This window comes from Microbacterium sp. Gd 4-13 (assembly GCF_003095395.1).
GTDB lineage: Bacteria > Actinomycetota > Actinomycetes > Actinomycetales > Microbacteriaceae > Microbacterium.
In genome coordinates this window covers 45,685-62,351 of the sequence record NZ_QEIJ01000001.1, presented here as the reverse complement: position 1 = coordinate 62,351, position 16,667 = coordinate 45,685, and the positions used below count along the sequence as shown (strand labels likewise).

General features: G+C 70.4%; 12 protein-coding genes. 2 read left to right on the top strand and 10 right to left on the bottom strand.

Annotated features, from left to right (window positions below; all coding sequences use genetic code 11):
• The first annotated feature begins 13 nt into the window (after window positions 1-13).
• Window positions 14-1,468: a L,D-transpeptidase family protein gene (locus DEA06_RS00255; protein WP_116646746.1), complete on the top strand. Its 1,455-nt coding sequence runs from the start codon at window positions 14-16 to the stop codon at window positions 1,466-1,468.
• 220 nt (window positions 1,469-1,688) lie between these two features.
• On the opposite strand, the gene DEA06_RS00250 is transcribed toward DEA06_RS00255, so the two are convergent.
• Window positions 1,689-3,905, bottom strand: a complete 2,217-nt coding sequence (locus tag DEA06_RS00250; protein ID WP_116645974.1) for an NADP-dependent isocitrate dehydrogenase — start codon at window positions 3,903-3,905, stop codon at window positions 1,689-1,691.
• 160 nt (window positions 3,906-4,065) lie between these two features.
• On the opposite strand from DEA06_RS00250, the gene DEA06_RS00245 reads away from it, so the two are divergent.
• Window positions 4,066-4,518 (top strand): GNAT family N-acetyltransferase, encoded by a 453-nt coding sequence (locus DEA06_RS00245; RefSeq protein WP_116645973.1) that lies wholly within the window; start codon window positions 4,066-4,068, stop codon window positions 4,516-4,518.
• A gap of 114 nt (window positions 4,519-4,632) precedes the next feature.
• Here DEA06_RS00245 and DEA06_RS00240 read toward each other — a convergent pair whose 3' ends face one another.
• From DEA06_RS00240 to DEA06_RS00200, 9 genes are all read right to left on the bottom strand, one after another.
• On the bottom strand, window positions 4,633-5,421 hold the full coding sequence (locus DEA06_RS00240; RefSeq protein WP_116645972.1) for a lytic murein transglycosylase: 789 nt from the start codon (window positions 5,419-5,421) through the stop codon (window positions 4,633-4,635).
• A 148-nt stretch (window positions 5,422-5,569) separates the two neighbouring features.
• Window positions 5,570-7,387: an ABC transporter ATP-binding protein gene (locus tag DEA06_RS00235; protein ID WP_116645971.1), complete on the bottom strand. Its 1,818-nt coding sequence runs from the start codon at window positions 7,385-7,387 to the stop codon at window positions 5,570-5,572.
• Window positions 7,384-9,213 carry an ABC transporter ATP-binding protein gene (locus DEA06_RS00230; RefSeq protein ID WP_116645970.1) on the bottom strand — a complete coding sequence of 610 codons (1,830 nt, stop codon included), beginning with the start codon at window positions 9,211-9,213 and terminating at the stop codon, window positions 7,384-7,386. Before DEA06_RS00230 ends, DEA06_RS00235 begins: the two co-directional genes overlap by 4 nt.
• Before the next feature lie 131 nt (window positions 9,214-9,344).
• Window positions 9,345-9,854, bottom strand: coding sequence for a methylated-DNA--[protein]-cysteine S-methyltransferase (locus tag DEA06_RS00225; RefSeq protein WP_116645969.1), 510 nt, complete (start codon window positions 9,852-9,854; stop codon window positions 9,345-9,347).
• Window positions 9,851-11,347, bottom strand: coding sequence for an AlkA N-terminal domain-containing protein (locus DEA06_RS00220; RefSeq protein WP_116645968.1), 1,497 nt, complete (start codon window positions 11,345-11,347; stop codon window positions 9,851-9,853). Before DEA06_RS00220 ends, DEA06_RS00225 begins: the two co-directional genes overlap by 4 nt.
• Before the next feature lie 140 nt (window positions 11,348-11,487).
• A complete protein-coding gene (locus tag DEA06_RS00215; protein ID WP_116645967.1) occupies window positions 11,488-13,539 on the bottom strand; it encodes a hypothetical protein in 2,052 nt (683 codons plus the stop codon).
• Between the two features lie 193 nt (window positions 13,540-13,732).
• Window positions 13,733-14,818 carry a glycosidase gene (locus tag DEA06_RS00210; RefSeq protein WP_116645966.1) on the bottom strand — a complete coding sequence of 362 codons (1,086 nt, stop codon included), beginning with the start codon at window positions 14,816-14,818 and terminating at the stop codon, window positions 13,733-13,735.
• A 2-nt stretch (window positions 14,819-14,820) separates the two neighbouring features.
• Window positions 14,821-15,660 carry a carbohydrate ABC transporter permease gene (locus DEA06_RS00205; protein ID WP_116645965.1) on the bottom strand — a complete coding sequence of 280 codons (840 nt, stop codon included), beginning with the start codon at window positions 15,658-15,660 and terminating at the stop codon, window positions 14,821-14,823.
• Complete coding sequence (locus tag DEA06_RS00200; RefSeq protein WP_116645964.1) at window positions 15,657-16,667, bottom strand: sugar ABC transporter permease; 1,011 nt, start codon at window positions 16,665-16,667, stop codon at window positions 15,657-15,659. Before DEA06_RS00200 ends, DEA06_RS00205 begins: the two co-directional genes overlap by 4 nt.

Here is a 16,667-nt window from a genome sequence, read left to right as displayed (position 1 = left end):
GGGGGTGACCGACATGACCGATCTCGTCACGAGACCGGATGCCGACGCAGACGACCGCGACGGAGCGACCGTCGACGGCGGCAGCGACGGGTCCGTCCCCACGGTCGCGTGGGCCCCCGTCGAACCCGGCCGCCCCAAGAAGAAGCGCACCGCGCTGTGGATCGGTCTGCCGGTGGGCGCGACGCTCACCGCCCTCATCGCCGCTTCGCTCGTTCTCATCGCCCCCGGCGCCTCCGTCGCGGGCGTGCCGGTGGGCGGACTCACCGCCGGCGGCGCAGCCGACGCGATCTCGGCCCGCCTCGCCGAGACCACCGTGGTGCTCGACAGCCCCGACGGCACCTTCGAGATCACGGGTGCCGACCTCGGCGCGAGCGTCGACGCGAAGGCTCTCGCCGACGCCGCGTTCGCCGAGAACCCGATGTGGAACCCGTCGACCTGGTATCCGGGCAGCAGCGATGCCGCGGTCACCATCGACCAGGCGACCGCCACGGCCGCTCTCCAGAGCACCGCTCCCGACCTCTACCTCGCCCCCGTCGACGCGGCCGTGACGTTCGACGCCGCATCGGCCAGCTACGTCACGACCCCCGCGGTGCCGGGCGAGGGCGTCGACCTCGCGACCGTGCAGGCCGCCCTGCAGACGGCCTTCGACAGTGGGCAGACCACCACCACCGTCGACGCCGCGCCCGTCGCCGTCGACGCCCTCGCGACCACCGAAGAGGCCGACGCCGCCGTGGCCGCGCTCAACAGCGTGCTCGAGACGGTCGGCTTCTACGTCGGCCAGGAGCGCACCGTGCCCGTCGACCGCACCGTGGCCGCGTCGTGGCTCACCGTGTCGTCCGAGGGCGGCGAGTTCACCTACACGGCCGACCCCGCGCTGATCCAGGCGAGCGTCGACGCACTGCCCGCAGCTGTGAACCGCGACGCCGTCACCGCGAACGTCATCACCGACTCCTCCGGCGGCGTCCTGCTCGAGAAGGTTGCCGGCGTCACCGGTCGCGCGCTCGAGTCGACCGACGGCATCGCGTCCGCCTTCGCGAGCCAGCTCGCCGAGGGCAACGGCGTGTTCCCGCTGACCGTGGCCGAGACGCCGTTCGCGACGACCGCCACCGAGCGTCGCCTCGAGGTCAACCTGAGCACGCAGACGACCTACCTCTACGAGAACGACCAGGTGCTCTACGCCTGGGCGTCGTCGACCGGGCTCCCGACCAGCCCGACGACACCGGGCTCGTTCCGCATCGGGTGGAAGACCCCCCTGCAGGACATGGGGTGCTTCCCCGGCGCGACGTACTGCACCGAGAACGTGCCGTGGGTGGCCTACTTCAACGGCGACGAGGCCTTCCACGGCGCCTACTGGCACAACAATTTCGGCAACGTCATGAGCCACGGCTGCGTGAACCTGCCGGTCGCCTCGGCGAAGTTCCTCTACGACTGGGCACCCAAGGGCACCGAGGTCTGGGTGCACTACTGAGTTCGACCGAAGGGGCGGATGCTGCGAAGCATCCGCCCCTTCGTCGTTCCCACCCCGCAGCCCCCACCCCGCAGCGCCACCCTCCAGCGCTCCCCCAAACCCACCCCACACCGCTCCCCCGACGCAAACGGCGCGCCGCACCCCCCACACGCGACGGGGGAAGGGCGGAAACGACGAAGGGCGGATGCTGCGCAGCATCCGCTCTTCGTCGTTCGGGGCGTCAGACGGCGTCGATGATGCCGTTCAGCGTCGTCGAGGGACGCATGACGGCCTCGACCAGCGCGGGGTCGGGCCGGTAGTAGCCGCCGATCTCGGCCGGCGTGCCCTGCGCCGCGGCGAGCTCGTCGACGATGGTCTTCTCGTTCGCGGCCAGGGCCTCGGCGACCGGGGCGAAGACCGCCGCCAGCTCCGCGTCGGTGGTCTGCGCTGCGAGCTCCTGCGCCCAGTAGAGCGCGAGGTAGAAGTGGCTGCCGCGGTTGTCGATCGCGCCGATGCTGCGTCCGGGCGACCTGTCGTTCTCGAGGAACGTGCCGGTCGCCGCGTCGAGCGTGTCGGCGAGGATCTTCGCGCGAGCGTTGCCCGCGCGGTCGGCGAGGTGCTCGAGCGACGCCGCGAGGGCGAAGAACTCACCCAGCGAGTCCCAGCGCAGGAACCCCTCCGCGACGAGCTGCTGCACGTGCTTGGGCGCCGAGCCTCCAGCACCGGTCTCGAACAGTCCGCCGCCCGCGAGCAGGGGGACGATCGAGAGCATCTTGGCGCTCGTGCCGACCTCGAGGATCGGGAAGAGGTCGGTGAGGTAGTCGCGCAGCACGTTGCCGGTGACCGAGATGGTGTCCTCGCCGCGACGGATGCGCTCCAGCGAGTAGGTGGTCGCCGCCTCGGGCGCGAGGATCTCGATCGTGAGGCCCTCGGTGTCGTGGTCGGCGAGATAGGTGCGCACCTTCTCGATGAGCTGCGCGTCGTGCGCGCGGGTCTCGTCGAGCCAGAACACCGCGGGGGTGTCGCTGGCACGGGCACGGCTCACGGCGAGTTTCACCCAGTCGCGGATCGGGATGTCTTTCGTCTGCGTCGCGCGCCAGATGTCGCCCTGCTCGACCTCGTGCTCGATGAGCACGTCGCCGGCCGAGTTCGTGATCTGCACGACACCGGGAGCGGCGATCTCGAACGTCTTGTCGTGGCTGCCGTACTCCTCGGCCGCCTGCGCCATGAGCCCGACGTTGGGCACGGTGCCGATCGTCGCCGGGTCGAGCGGGCCGTTCGCGATCACGTCGTCGATGGTCGCCTGGTAGACGCCCGCGTACGACGAGTCGGGGATCACGGCGAGCGTGTCGTCCTCGCCGCCGTCGACGCCCCAGAGCTTGCCGCCGTTGCGCACGAGCGCCGGCATGGACGCATCGACGATGACGTCGGAGGGCACGTGGAGGTTCGTGATGCCCTTGTCGGAGTTCACGTACGACAGGCGGGGGCCCGACGCGAGGTCGGCGGTGATCGCCGCAGCGATCTCGTCGCCCCCCTCGATCGACGACAGGCCCGAGAGGATCGCGCCGAGTCCGTCGTTCGCGGTGAGTCCGGCGGCGGCGATGGCGTCGCCGTAGCGGTCGAAGACGTCGGTGAAGTAGGCCTTCACGACGTGGCCGAAGATGATGGGGTCGCTGACCTTCATCATCGTGGCCTTGAGGTGCACCGAGTAGAGCACGTCGTCGGCCTTGGCCGTCGCGAGCGTCTCGGCGAGGAACGCGTCGAGCGCCGTCGCCGAGAGGAACGTCGCGTCGACGATCTCGCCGGGCAGCACCTTGAGTCCGTCGCGCAGCGTGGTGACGGTGCCGTCGGAGGCGACGTGCCGGATGTCGAGCACGTCGTCGCCGGGGATGACGACCGACTTCTCGTTCGAGCGGAAGTCGTCGTGCCCGAGCGTCGCGACGCGCGTCTTCGACCCCTGCGCGAACGGCTTGTTGCGGTGCGGGTGCTTGCGGGCGTAGTTCTTCACCGACAGCGGCGCGCGGCGGTCGCTGTTGCCCTCGCGGAGCACCGGGTTCACCGCGGAGCCCTTGATGCGGTCGTAGCGGGCGCGGGCGTCCTTCTGCTCCGTCGTGGTGGGCTCGTCGGGGTAGTCGGGCACGTCGAAGCCCTGCGACTGCAGCTCGGCGATGGTGGCCTTGAGCTGCGGGATCGAGGCGGAGATGTTCGGGAGCTTGATGATGTTCGCTTCGGGCAGCGTCGCGAGACCGCCGAGCTCGGCCAGGGCGTCGCCGACCTGCTGCTCGGGGCTCAACCGCTCGGGGAACGCGGCGAGCACGCGCCCGGAGAGCGAGATGTCGCGGGTCTCGACGTCGACGTCGGCGTGCCGCGCGATCGCCTGCACGATCGGCAGGAACGATGCGGTCGCGAGCGCCGGGGCCTCGTCGGTGTGGGTGTAGATGATGGTGGAGTCAGGCACGTGTCGTCTCTCCGTCAGGCGTCGTTGTCACCCGTCGATATCCAGCGTCGGGGTCGCGAATCAGCCTAACGCAACCGCGAAAATATCTTGATGTCGAGATAGTTGCCACGGGGCGTCAACTCGTTTCCCGCAGCGCGCTCTTCCCGGCTAGCCTGTCGTCATGGCAGACCTGCGACTCGTCGAACTGTCGGCCGCCACGATCGTGGCCGTCAACACGCTGTCTCTCAAGCCCGGGCAGGAGCAGTTCCTCGCTCCGCTGAGCTACGGAATCGCCGCCACCGTGGTGAATCCGCAGACCTCGTGGCAGCGCGTCGTGCTCGACGGTGACGAAGTCGTGGGTTTCGTCAGCGCGAACTTCGACCCCGAAGCATCCGTGGAGCACTTCCGTTCCGTGCTCTGGCGGATCAACGTCGACGCCGACGACCAGGGTCGCGGCATCGGCCGTTTCGCCGTCGAGCGCCTGCTCGACGAGGCCCGCTCGCGCGGCCTCGACCACGTCGATGTGATCTACGAGTCCGGCGAAGAGGGCCCGGAGGCGTTCTTCCAGCGGGTGGGCTTCACCCCGGTCGGCGAGACCGAATACGGCGAGATCATCGCCCAAGTGCACCTCTGACCGCCCTCGACGCTTCACCAGCGTCGGAGAACCGCACCTCCGTCGAAGCATTCGAGGCGCAGCATCCGACCCGGGTGCGATTCTCCGACGCCGGTGAGGAGCGGATGCTGCGGATCAGCCGGCGTCGAGCGCGTAGCGGTTGGCGACCGCGGCCACGTCGTCCACGTAGACGTCGAGGTGGTTGTAGCTGAATACCGCCGCCCGCCATCCCTCGGTGCTCGTCATCGAGCCGGAGTGGCAGAGGTAGCGCGCCGCAGCCAGCGCCGCGTCGTCGATCTGGTTCGGATCGGCCGTGCCGTCGCCGTTCGCGTCGACGCCCCAGCGCGCCCAGGTGTCGGGGATGAACTGCATCGGGCCCACGGCGCGGTCCCACACGGTGTCGCCGTCCCATGCACCGCCGTCGGTGTCACGGATGGCGGCGTTGCCGTTGCCGTCGAGCTGCGGTCCGCGGATGGCCGGCGACGGGTAGCCGTCGTCGCCCAGTGCCGCTCCCCCGTGACGGCCGTGGTCGGTCTCGATCGCACCGATGCCGGCGAGGGTGTTCCACCCGATGCCGCATCCCGGCTGCTCGGCGTCGACGACGAGGTCGGCGAGGGCGTACGCCTCCAGCGCCCGCCGCGGGATGCCGATGGCGGCCGCGACGCGCGCGCTCCACGCCGCATCCACCGTGACCGCGGGCGCACTCGCCTGCGGCTGATCGGCGAACGACGTCTGGCCGCCGACCTGGCCCGACACCTCGACCGCGGGGGCCGGCGAGTCGGCGCGTGGCGCGTCGGCCTTCGACGAGACGGCGTTCAGGTTGGCGAGCCACACCCCGGCGACGATCAAGAGCACGACTCCGGCGATCAGACCGAACCACGTGACGCTCGCACCACGCGTCGGGATCTCGTCGTTCGGTGTCACGGATGTTCTTCGCGGGTCGGGAGCGGCAGAAGGATGCTGCGCACCATAGCAGGGCGCGATGACCCGCACCCGAACGGCCGCCGCTGTCCTCTGGGCGATCGCAGCGCCCGGCACGCGCGCGCCACGAGTGTGCGCGCGCGACCGGACGTCAGACGAGCGACTCGCGCCAGGACGCGTGCAGCTGAGCGAACTTGCCCGTACCGGCGATCAGGGCCTCCGGGGTGTCGTCCTCGATGATGCGGCCGTACTCCATCACGAGCACCCGGTCGGCGATCGCGACCGTCGAGAGACGGTGGGCGATGATGATGGCGGTGCGGTCGGCGAGCAGGGTCTGCAGGGCGTCCTGGATGAGGCGCTCGCTCGGCATGTCGAGCGACGCCGTCGCCTCGTCGAGGATGAGCACCGCTGGATCGGCGAGGAACGCCCGCGCGAACGAGATCAGCTGACGCTGACCGGCCGACACCCGACCGCCGCGCTTGTTCACGTCGGTGTCGTACCCGTCGGGGAGAGCGCGGATGAACTCGTCCGCTCCCACCGCTCGCGCGGCCGACCGGATCTCGTCGAGCGTCGCGTCGGGCTTGCCGAGCGCGATGTTGTCGGCGACGGTGCCGCTGAACAGGTAGGCCTCCTGCGTGACCATGACGATCGCGCGACGGAGGTCCTTCGGGTGCAGCTGCCGGAGGTCGACGCCGTCGAGGGTGATGGCGCCCGACGTCGGGTCGTAGAACCGCGACACCAGCTTCGCGAGCGTCGACTTTCCGGCCCCCGTCGTTCCGACGAGGGCGATCGTCTGCCCGGCCGGAAGATCGAGCGTGAAGTCGGGCAGGATGACGCGGTCGTCGGAGTACCCGAACTCGACGCCGTCGAAGCGGATGTGTCCGCGGGCCGAGCGCAGGTCGACGGGGTCGGTGGGGTCGGGGACGGTGAGTTCCTCTTCGAGGACTCCCGACACCTTCTCCAGCGCGGCCGTCGCCGACTGGTAGGAGTTGACGAAGAACGCCACCTCGCTCAGCGGCGAGAAGAAGTTGCGCACGTACAGCACCGCGCCCAGCAGCGTTCCGACCGCGAACGTGCCGTCGACGACGCGCAGCCCGCCCCACAACAGCACCAGGGCGACCGAGACGGCGGCCACGGCCATGAGGCCGGGCTCCAGGATGCCGAACAGGCGGATCGAGCGCATGTTGACGTCGCGGTACTGGTCGGACAGATCGCCGAAGCCCTCGTCGTTGCGGGGCTCCTTGCGGAACGCCTTCACCGCGCGGATGCCGGTCATCGTCTCGACGAACTTGACGATCACCTGGGCGCTGATCACCCGCGACTCGCGGTACACGCCCTGCGAACGCAGGTAGAACCAGCGCATCAGGAAGTACAGCGGCACACCCATGACCACCACGACCATGCCCGACTGCCAGTCGAGCAGCAGCAGCGCGATGAGCGTGAAGCCGCCGTACAGCACACCGGAGACGAGCTCGTTCAGGCCGCCGTCGAGCAGTTCGCGGATCGTGTCGAGGTCGCTCGTCTGCCGCGAGATGATGCGGCCGGAAGTGTACGACTCGTGGAACTCGAGACTCAGCCGCTGCGTGTGCAGGAAGATGCGCTTGCGCAGGTCGAGCATGACGGCCTGCGTCAGCCGCGCGGCGACGATCGAGTACCAGCCGATGAGGGCGGCGCCGCCGAAGCCCGCGACGAGGTACACCGAGACGACGCCGATCGTCGGCATCCAGTCGGCCTGCTCGAGGGCGGCGGGCAGGGCGTTGTCGATCCCCCACGCGATGAGCGCGGGGCCGGCGACGCGCAGGGCCGTGGAGATCACGAGCACGACGGCCGCCAGCAGCACCTGCCAGCGCACCGGGCGCACGAGCGAGCCCAGAAGCCGCAGGGAGCGGCGACGGATGCTGCGGCTCTCGGCCTTCGTGTAATCGGAGCGGTCTTCGCCGGCAGTTCCGGAGACGGTCGTGCTGCTCATCGGATCACCTCGATCTCTCGGGTGTTCGTATCGCGGACGGCCGCCTCGACCTCGAGGCTCGAGATCACGTGACGGTAGTGCTCGTTGCCGCGCAGCAACTCGGTGTGCGTGCCGATGGCGGTCACGCGGCCCCGCTCGAGCAGGGCGACGCGGTCGGCCAGCAGCACGGTCGACGGGCGGTGGGCGACCACGAGCGCCGTGGTGTCGGCGAGGACGGCGCGGAGCGCTTCCTCGACCAGCGCCTCGGTGTCGACGTCGAGAGCCGACAGGGGATCGTCGAGCACGAGGACGGCGGGCTTGGCGGCCACGGCACGAGCGAGGGCCAGGCGCTGACGCTGGCCGCCCGACAGGCTGAGCCCCTCCTCACCGATGACGGTGTCCAGTCCGTTCGGCAGCTCGTGCACGAACCCGGCCTGCGCGACGGCGAGCGCCTCGGTGATCGCCGCCTCCGCCTCCGGCGAGCCGGGTTCGAGGTCTTCCCGACCGAGCAGAACGTTCTCGCGCACGGTCGCCGAGAAGAGCGTGGCGTCTTCGAAGGCCATGCCGATGTGGCGTCGCAGGTCGCTGAGGGTGAGGTCGCGCACGTCGATGCCGTCGAGTGTCACCCGCCCTCCGGTCACGTCGTACAGGCGCGCCGGGAGGGTGGTCAGCGTCGTCTTGCCCGACCCGGTGAGCCCGACGAGCGCCATGGTCTCTCCGGGGCGGAGGGCCAGGTCGATGCCGTCGAGCAGGTCGCGCTCGCTCTCGGCAGCATCCTGATACCGGAACCGGGCGCCTTCGAACACGAGCGCTCCGCGCACCTCGCCGAGCGCGACCGGGTTCTCGGGGTCGACGATCGTGTTCTCCTCGTCGAAGACCTCGAAGATGCGGTCGGTCGCCGTGCGCGCGTCGAGGAGGAACGAGAAGAGGAAGCCGATCGACTCGGTGGGCCAGCGCAGAATCGCCGCCATCGCGAAGAACGCGAAGAGCTGCGCCACCTCGAGCTGTCCGATCGAGGTGAGCACGATGCCCGCGCCGAGGCAGAGCGCCAGCGCGATGTCGGGCAGCAGCACGAGCCAGAACATGATGAGCCCGACCGACTTCGCCTTGCGCAGCTCGGTGACGCGGAGACTCTCTGCCTGGCGGGTGAACTTGCCCAGCAGGTGCCCGCCGCGCCCGAACGCCTTGAGCACGCGGATGCCGTGGACGCTTTCCTCGACAGCGGTCGCGAGGTCGCCGGCCTGGTCCTGGCTCTGGCGGGTCAGCATGCCGTACTGCTTCTCGAAGAGGTAGCCCGCGATCCACAGCGGCGCCGAGCACACGACGTAGACGGTGCCGAGCACCCAGTGCCAGCTGAACAGCAGCACCGACCCCGCGAGGATCGTGAGCATGTTCACCACGAGCAGCACGAGGCCGAAGGCGAACCAGCGCCGCACGAGGCTGATGTCCTGCATCATGCGGCTCAGCAGCTGGCCCGACTGCCAGCGATCGTGGAACGCGACCGGAAGGCGCTGCAGACGCTTGTAGAACTCGGTGCGGATCACGTACTCGACCTGGGTCGAGGGTGACAGCACGAACCACCGTCGAGCCCACGTCATGAGGGCTTCGAGCAGACCGAGCGCGAGCACCGCGGCGGCGCCCCACGCGATGAGGCCGGGGTCGCCCGATGCGATCGGACCGCCGACGACGGCCTCGAGCACGAGGGGGATGCCGAGCGCGAGCAGGCTGGCGACGAGGGCGCTGACACCGCCGAGGATGAGGCGTCCCTTGACAGGACGCACGAACGGCAGCAGCCGCGCGAGCGATCGCGCGGTGGACAGTTCGGAGGCAGGTGAAACGGGGGTCATGATCCTCGGTGGAGCGGCGCCGTCCGGGGACGGCAGTATTTCAGGGGACTCACAGCCGCAACGCTCGGGCGGAAGGAGTTATGCCCGGCTCGCGGGCAGCCCTCCAGGATACAGACGTTCGCGAGGCGGCCTCAACCCTGGGCCCGCGGCGTCGTCTCGCGGTCGAGGAGGCGCCGCTTGACCTCGAGACCCCAGGCGAACCCGCCGAGCGAACCGTCGGTGCGCAGCACCCGGTGGCACGGCACGAACAGCGCGGGGGCATTGCGGGCGCAGATGGATGCTGCGGCCCGCACCGCGCGAGGCTGTCCGAGCGCCGCGGCGAATCCGGTGTAGGTGAGCGGCTCCCCCGGGGCGATCCTGCGGAGTGCCGACCAGCCGGCGAGCTGCAGGGCGGTGCCCGTCTGCGCGACGGCGACACCGTCGATGGCGGCGACGTCGCCGTCGTAGTACGCCCGCGCGGCGTCCGCAGCATCCGTCCGCCCCTCGGTGACGGCAGACGGGCGTACAGCCGGGGCCAGGCGGCCGACGACGGTCTCGGCATCGCTCGTCCAGCCCGACGACAGCACGCGGCCGTCGGCGTCGGCGAGGATGGTGAAGGGGCCGTCGGGGGTATCGATCGTCTCGATCGTGGCGGTGGTCATGACTTCTCCTCGACAGGGGCGGGTGCGGCGCGCCAGGGCTGGGTGACGGGGGCGGCGTACCAGAGGTGCGCCATCAGATAGCTGCGCCACGGTGCCGCTCGCCCGGCCCATGCGGTGAGGCCGGCGGCGTCGGCGGGGATCCCGGCGGCCGCCGCGCCCGCGCGCGCGGCGATGTCGCCCGGAAGCAGCACATCGGGGTCGCCGAGCACGCGCATGCGCACGTAGTCGGCGGTCCACGGACCGACTCCCCGCAACGCCAGCAGCCGTTCCCGCTGCTCGGCGCCGTCGTCGCCGGCGCCGAGATCGAGCGAGCCGTCGGCCAGGGCGGTGGCGGTCTCGACGATGGCGCGGATACGCGCCGCAGGACCCCGCAGCACGTCGTGGCCCCGCTCGGCGATCGCGGTCATGGTCGGGAAGAGCACCGTCGCGCCCTCGTCGCCCTCGACCCGTTCGCCGAGGGCGTCGGCGAGCCGGGTCATGGCGGTGCGGGCGGCGGCGACGCTGATCTGCTGGCCGATCATCGCGCGGACGAGCATCTCGTGCGCGTCGACGCATCCCGGCACACGCACGCCCGGGATGCGCGCAACGAGGGGCGCGAGGAGAGGATGCTGCGACAGCGCCGTGTCGACGGCGATCGGATCGGCGTCGAGGTCGAACAGGCGCCGGACGCGGGTGATGAGGGTCGCGAGGTCGGACAGCTGCGACAGACGCGCTCGCATGCGCACCCGGCCGTCGGCATCGAGCGCGACGGAGAACCACGCCGGGCCGCCGTCGAGGAGCAGCGTTCGCGCGAACGAGGTGGCCGAAGCATCCTCTACTCCCCCGATGGCGTGAGCGGCCATCCATCCGAACAGGCCGGCGGAGTCGAGAGGCCCGCGGTGCGGCAGCACGAGGTCGATCTGCCCCGGGGTGCTCTCGTGCGAACGACGGCGGGCACGCAACTGAGTGGGCGGCATGCCGAAGACCTCGCCGACGGTTTCGTTGAACTGTCGCACGCTCGAGAACCCCGCCGAGAACGCGACGTCGGCGGCGGGCAGGTCGGTGCCGACGAGCAGCATGCGCGCCGTGTGCGCCCGGTGCGCCCGGCTCAGCGCGAGCGGGCCGGCGCCGAGCTCGGCCGCGAGCAGCCGGGTCAGGTGCCGCGGGGAGTATCCGAGCCGGCGGGCGAGCCCCGGCACCCCCTCGCGGTCGACGACCCCGTCGGCGATGAGGCGCATCGCCCGAGCCGTCACGTCGCCGCGGAGATTCCACTCCGGGGAGCCGGGGGCGGCCTCCGGCAGACACCGTTTGCACGCGCGGTAGCCCGCCTCGTGGGCGGCGGCCGAGGTGGCGTAGAACGAGACGTTCTGCTCCTTCGGGGTGCGCGCCGGGCAGCTCGGCCGGCAGTAGATGCCGGTGGAGCTGACGGCGGTCACGAACTGGCCGTCGAAGCGCGTGTCGCGCGACTGGATCACGCGGTACCGCTCGGAGAAGCTCATGCCCGTGGTGCTCATTCCCCCAGCCTGCCACCGCCCGCCGACACCGGCTGGCGGTTTTCGGACACGGCCGTGGCGGGCGTCCGCGCTGAGAGTCCAAGACACCCGGGCGGCCTGGGCGGCGCGTCCGGGTGTCTTGGACTCTCGAGGTGAGCGGGTCAGCGCTCCGCGATCGCGAACCCGCCCGCGGGGAGCACGATCGACATCTGCCTCGACGCAGAGCGCTCGCGCACGAGCTCACCGCGATCGTTGTAGACGCGAACCGTCGTCGCCCCGTCGCCGCCGATTTTCGCCGACTGCGGCACCTGCGCCGCGGAGTGCACGAGCTCGGTGCGTCCGCCCGCGCCGTCGAGCGTCATGCGCGAGATCATCGGACGCACGAGCAGCGCATCGAGGGTCAGCGAACCCGACTGTACGTCGACGCTCACCTCGTTGCGCTTCCCGAGCGCGGACAACGGCAGCGAGTGCGGCAGGAGAGCACCCGCGGTGGGCGAGATGCCCTGCGCCGGGCCCGTATCGCGCAGCAGTCCGAGCAGTCCTCCGGCACGCCAGAGCGACGCGCTCGACGCACCCGGCTCGGCGAACAGCACCGGCTCGACCCAGCGCCGCGACTCGTCGGTACCGATGTCGAACGTCGCCTGCTGCCCCCTCGTCAGGGTGAGGGCGTCACCCGACCAGCTCGACTCGCCCGTCCACGAATCGGGGGTCGTGATGGTGCCCGTCGTCGACGACGCATCCTCTGCTTCGACGACCTCGAGCCCGTCACGGGCGGTGATCGAGGTCACCGAGGTCGCGCGTGCGACGACCTCGGGGTGCGCATCGAGGGCGATGGCGGTGAGGAGCCCGTGGATGGTCGACTCGGCCCCGCTGTTGCGGTTGACCGTGCCGTCGGGCTGCAGGCCGTCGTAGGTCACGCCGGTGGCCGGGTCGTACATCCGGGCGCCTGCGTGGTTGCCCCCGAAGAACCAGGCCGCCTGGATCGCGGCGAGCGAGGCGAACCCGGCCGAGCCCGTCGCGTCCGCCACCGCGAGCAGCGACTGCACGCGCGAGTCGGCGCCGTACGCGATCTGCACGCGATCGGTGGGTGTGGGGTACCAGCCGTTGTCAGGACCGCCAGCCGTGAGCAGCGTCGGGGTGAACACCGCCGCGTCCGCAACGGCGGGAGCGGCGATCGAGGGGTCGCCGAGGGCGACGGATGCTGCGGCGAGCGCCGCCGGCATCTGCGAGCCCCACGCGTGCCACATCGCCGGCGACTCCGCCCACGGCAGGATCGCGCGGTAGGGCCAGCTCTGCGTGGTGCCGGACGCCATCGCACCGATCCCTTCGGCGAGCTGGCGCAGCGCGGTGGCGGCGCGGGCGTCGTCGGGTCGCGCTTCGACGCGAGCCGCGAGTCCGAGTGCCGCCTCGGCCGACGCATCCGCCCCGTTCACGATCAGCCATGCGGGAACGCGTTTCCCGTCCGACTCGGTCCACTGGCCGTACCTCGACAGCGAGTCTCGCTCGACCGCACCCAGGGAGAGGTTCAGACGCTCCTCGAGGAAGCTCGCGAAGTCGGGATCGGTATCGGCGAACGCGGCGTAGCCCTCGCCGAGGGCCCAGATCGTGCGCGCGGTCCAGTAGCTCGGCCCGGAGTCGGACGGGTCGGGCAGCTCGACCGGCTCGGCCGAGGGGTTGAGCGTTCCGTCGGGCTGCATCCAGAGCACGACGTTGCCGGCCGACGGCCCGTCGGTGGTCTGCAGGTAGGCGACCGAACGCAGGAGCTCGTACGCCATCTCGCGGCTCGAGGCATCGCCCGTCTGGGTCCAGTGCCGGATGTAGACGACGGCCGTACGGGCGATGTCGTCGGCGTTGTAGGCACCCTGCCCCCAGTAGCCGGTGGCGGGATCGAGCGGACCCCCGCCCACCCGCTCGAAGGTGCCGCCGTCGCGCGCATCGGCGTAGGTCCACGGGAGCACCAGATTGGGCTGCTCCGCGAGCCGGTATGTCGTGTGCCCGGCCACCTCGGCGGGCGGGGTCGCCTCGTCGAGGAGGAAGTCGAGGTGCGCGAGGTTCGTCAGCGGCGCCGCGGCCGGCGCCGCCGGTGGGGCGGATGCTGCGGCCGGCGCCACGACGGATGCCGTGGCCGGAGCTGCGAAGGGGATGGTGAGGGCGAACGCGACAACGGCCGTGAGGGCCGTTCTCCGCGCACGCCGTTGTGCGAGCGAAACCATGGGGGTGTTTCCTTCCGGGGTGAGGTGTGACGGGCCCCCTTCCGCCATAACTCAGGATGAGCGGAGGACGGATGCGGCTGTCCCGCGGAATTGCGCGGTGACCGGACCGCGTCCCCGCACACATCCTGAGTTACGGCGAGAGGGTGTGGGGAGACGGGGGACGTTATACGGGAGACGGGGACGGGGACGGGGCTCAGTCGGTGCGCTCCAGCAGGGCCACCCCGATCTTCGAGTCGGCCATGCCGTAGAAGACGAAGTGGCGCCCGTCGATCTCCTCGATCGCGGTGGGGAAGACGACGTTCGGCACGATGCCGCTGCGCTCGTCGTCGGTCTCGGGCGCGAGGAGCGGTTCGGACGTGCGGGCGATGACCCGGCTCGGGTCGTCGGCGTCGAGGATCAGCGCGCCGGCGGCGTAGTTCACCTTCTGCTGCTGCGCGAAGGCGCTCGCTAGCACGCCGGTGACGCCGTGGTGGATGACGAGCCATCCCTCGGGGATGCGCAGCGGCGGCGGGCCGCCGCCGATCTTGAGCTCCTCGAAGGCGAACTCCGGGCCGGCGACGAAGCGGTGCTGCTCCCACAGGGTGAGATTGCCGAGGTCTTCCCGCGCGGCGGCGAGCGGCACGTAGCTGATCCAGATCGACTGGCGCGGATCGTCGATCCCGGCCGGGAGCCGCACTCCCTGCCCCGGTTTGGTCTCTCCCAGATCCCACATGGGGCGGTGCAGCACCGCGATCGACTCGGTGCCGTCGGGCGCCGTGACCGGTTCGGGGAAGAACACCGTGTCTTTGTTGTGGAAGAGGTTGAGATCCATGTCGAGGTCTTCCTGGTAGCGGAAGAGCGCGGGGCCGAGCCGCTTCCACGTGCGCAGGTCGCTCGACACGGCGATGGCCGTCCGGGGGCCCAGCGGGCCGTAGGCGACGTACGTCATGACGTGCACGCCGAGCACCTCGATCCAGGTGGTGCGAGGGTCTTCGGTGCCGGCGTTGCCGACACCGCGCTCCCAGCCGCGGTCGGGCTCGAGCACGATGCCCTCTCGCTCGACACCGACGGGCACGCCGTCTTCGATCACGATGCGGGCGATGCCGACCCGCGAGATGTTGCCCTCAGCGACGAGCCTCGGCAGCAGGTACAGCTCGCCGTCGGGACCGCGGCCGGATGCGGGATTCAGCACCCCCTCGGCCTCGAGCGGGTCGCCCGGCGCGGGTGTCATCACGACGCCCGCCCTCGTCAGCCGGTAGGGCACCTCGAGGCGCTGGGTTGTGGGGGTATCCGTGGGCATGGTCATCCTTTCACTCCGGATCCGATGTCGTTCGATGTGAAGTAGCGCTGGAACACGATGAACAGGGTCACCGCGGGGACGGCGAGCACGACGGCACCGGCCGTCATCGCACCGAAGGGGTTGCTGGTGGATGCTGCGACGTTGGAGATGAAGTTCGCCAACGACACCGCGAGCGGCTGCAGCGCCGCATCCTTCGTGATGAGGAAGGGCCACAGGAACTCGTTCCACGGCCCGATGAAGGTCAGCAGCGCCGCCGTCAGGAGGGCAGGCCGCACCAGCGGGAGGGCGACGCTCCACAACACCCGGAACTCCCCTGCGCCGTCGATGCGGGCCGCGTCGAACATCTCCTTCGGCACCTGCAGGAAGTACTGGCGGAAGATGATGACGGCGGCCGAGTTGATGAAGAACGGCAGGATCATGCCCAGGTGCGTGTCGGCGAGACCGTAGTCGCGCGCGATCAGCACGTAGAGCGGGATCATCAGCAGCTGGAACGGCACGACCTGCACGAGGAGCGCGAGGGCGAAGGTGAAGCCGCGCCCGCGCCACCGCAGCACGGCGAGCGCGTAGCCGGCGAGCACGCCGAACACGAGTGTGCCGAGGATGACACCGCCGGTGAAGATGCCCGAATTGATGAGCCCCACACCGAGATTGATCCGATCGTTGATCGCGACGTAGTTCTCGCCCGTGAGGTTGGCGGGGTTCGGGAACGCCCCCGCCAGCGAGGGGTCGGAGTTCGTCTGCAGCGACGTGACGATCATGTAATAGAACGGGAAGAGGAAGGCCAGTGCCCCGATCGAGAGCACGAGGTACAGGGCGACCTTGCTGCCCAGTGCGCGTTTCATGACTCCTCCCTTCCGACGAAGCGGCGTTGGAGCGCCGCGATGATCAGCACGAAGATGATGAGGATCACGCCGATGGCCGCCGCGACGTCGGGGTTCTGCTGCTCGATGCCCTTCTGGTACATCAGCAGCACGGGTGACGCGGATGCGCCGTTCGGGCCGCCCCCGCCGGTGAGCAGGTACGGCTCGGTGAACAGGTTCGCTCCGGTGATGGTCGCCAGCAGCAGCACGAGCACCGTCGCCGGCCGCACCCCCGGAACGGTGACGGTGAAGAACTGGCGCAGGCGCCCGCCGCCGTCGACGGAGACCGATTCGTAGAGCTCCTTCGGCACGTTCTGGAGCGCCGCGAGGAACAGCAGGATGTAGAACCCGAGGCCCTTCCAGGTGACGAAGATGGCGATCGTCGGCATCGCCAGCGCCGAGTTCACCAACCATGACGGCGACGGGGCGAGTGGGCCGAGCACGGCGTTGACGAGTCCCTGGTTCGAGAAGAGGAACAGCCACACGGCGACCACGGCGACGGAGGCGCTGACGTACGGCACGTAGAAGGCCACGCGGAAGAAGGTGCGGGCGTGCACCACGCGGTCGAGGGCCGTGGCGAGCAGGAGCGAGAGCACGAGCGTGAGCGGAACGTTGATCAGGAGGAAGATCCCGACGTTGCCGAACGACTGCCACACCGCGGGGTCGCTGAGGGCGGTGACGTAGTTGGCGAACCCGACGAACGGACGGTCGACCTGCGCACCGGGGGCGGCGAAGAAGTAGTCCTGGAACGACATCCAGATCGCGAAGATCACCGGGTAGGCGAAGACGACCGCGATGAAGATGATGTACGGGGCGGAGAACAGGATTCCCAGGGGCTGCTTGCCGAGGAGGCGCCCCCGCTTCTTCCTCGGCGGCGGCGTGCCGACGGCCGCGGGCGCACCGGCCCGGTCGCGTCGTCCGGAACCGGTTGCGCCCGTCGACGGGCCCGGTTCTGGACGGCCGGCCGAGCCGGGAACGGTGGCGGTCAT

Bases quoted from the DNA above. Each gene is read 5' to 3' on its own strand.
- DEA06_RS00255 (WP_116646746.1), top strand. From the start codon at position 14: ATGACCGATCTCGTCACGAGACCGGATGCCGACGCAGACGACCGCGAC.
- DEA06_RS00245 (WP_116645973.1), top strand. From the start codon at position 4,066: ATGGCAGACCTGCGACTCGTCGAACTGTCGGCCGCCACGATCGTGGCC.
- DEA06_RS00235 (WP_116645971.1), bottom strand. From the start codon at position 7,387: ATGAGCAGCACGACCGTCTCCGGAACTGCCGGCGAAGACCGCTCCGAT.
- DEA06_RS00230 (WP_116645970.1), bottom strand. From the start codon at position 9,213: ATGACCCCCGTTTCACCTGCCTCCGAACTGTCCACCGCGCGATCGCTC.
- DEA06_RS00225 (WP_116645969.1), bottom strand. From the start codon at position 9,854: ATGACCACCGCCACGATCGAGACGATCGATACCCCCGACGGCCCCTTC.
- DEA06_RS00220 (WP_116645968.1), bottom strand. From the start codon at position 11,347: ATGAGCACCACGGGCATGAGCTTCTCCGAGCGGTACCGCGTGATCCAG.
- DEA06_RS00215 (WP_116645967.1), bottom strand. From the start codon at position 13,539: ATGGTTTCGCTCGCACAACGGCGTGCGCGGAGAACGGCCCTCACGGCC.
- DEA06_RS00210 (WP_116645966.1), bottom strand. From the start codon at position 14,818: ATGCCCACGGATACCCCCACAACCCAGCGCCTCGAGGTGCCCTACCGG.
- DEA06_RS00205 (WP_116645965.1), bottom strand. From the start codon at position 15,660: ATGAAACGCGCACTGGGCAGCAAGGTCGCCCTGTACCTCGTGCTCTCG.
- DEA06_RS00200 (WP_116645964.1), bottom strand. From the start codon at position 16,667: ATGACCGCCACCGTTCCCGGCTCGGCCGGCCGTCCAGAACCGGGCCCG.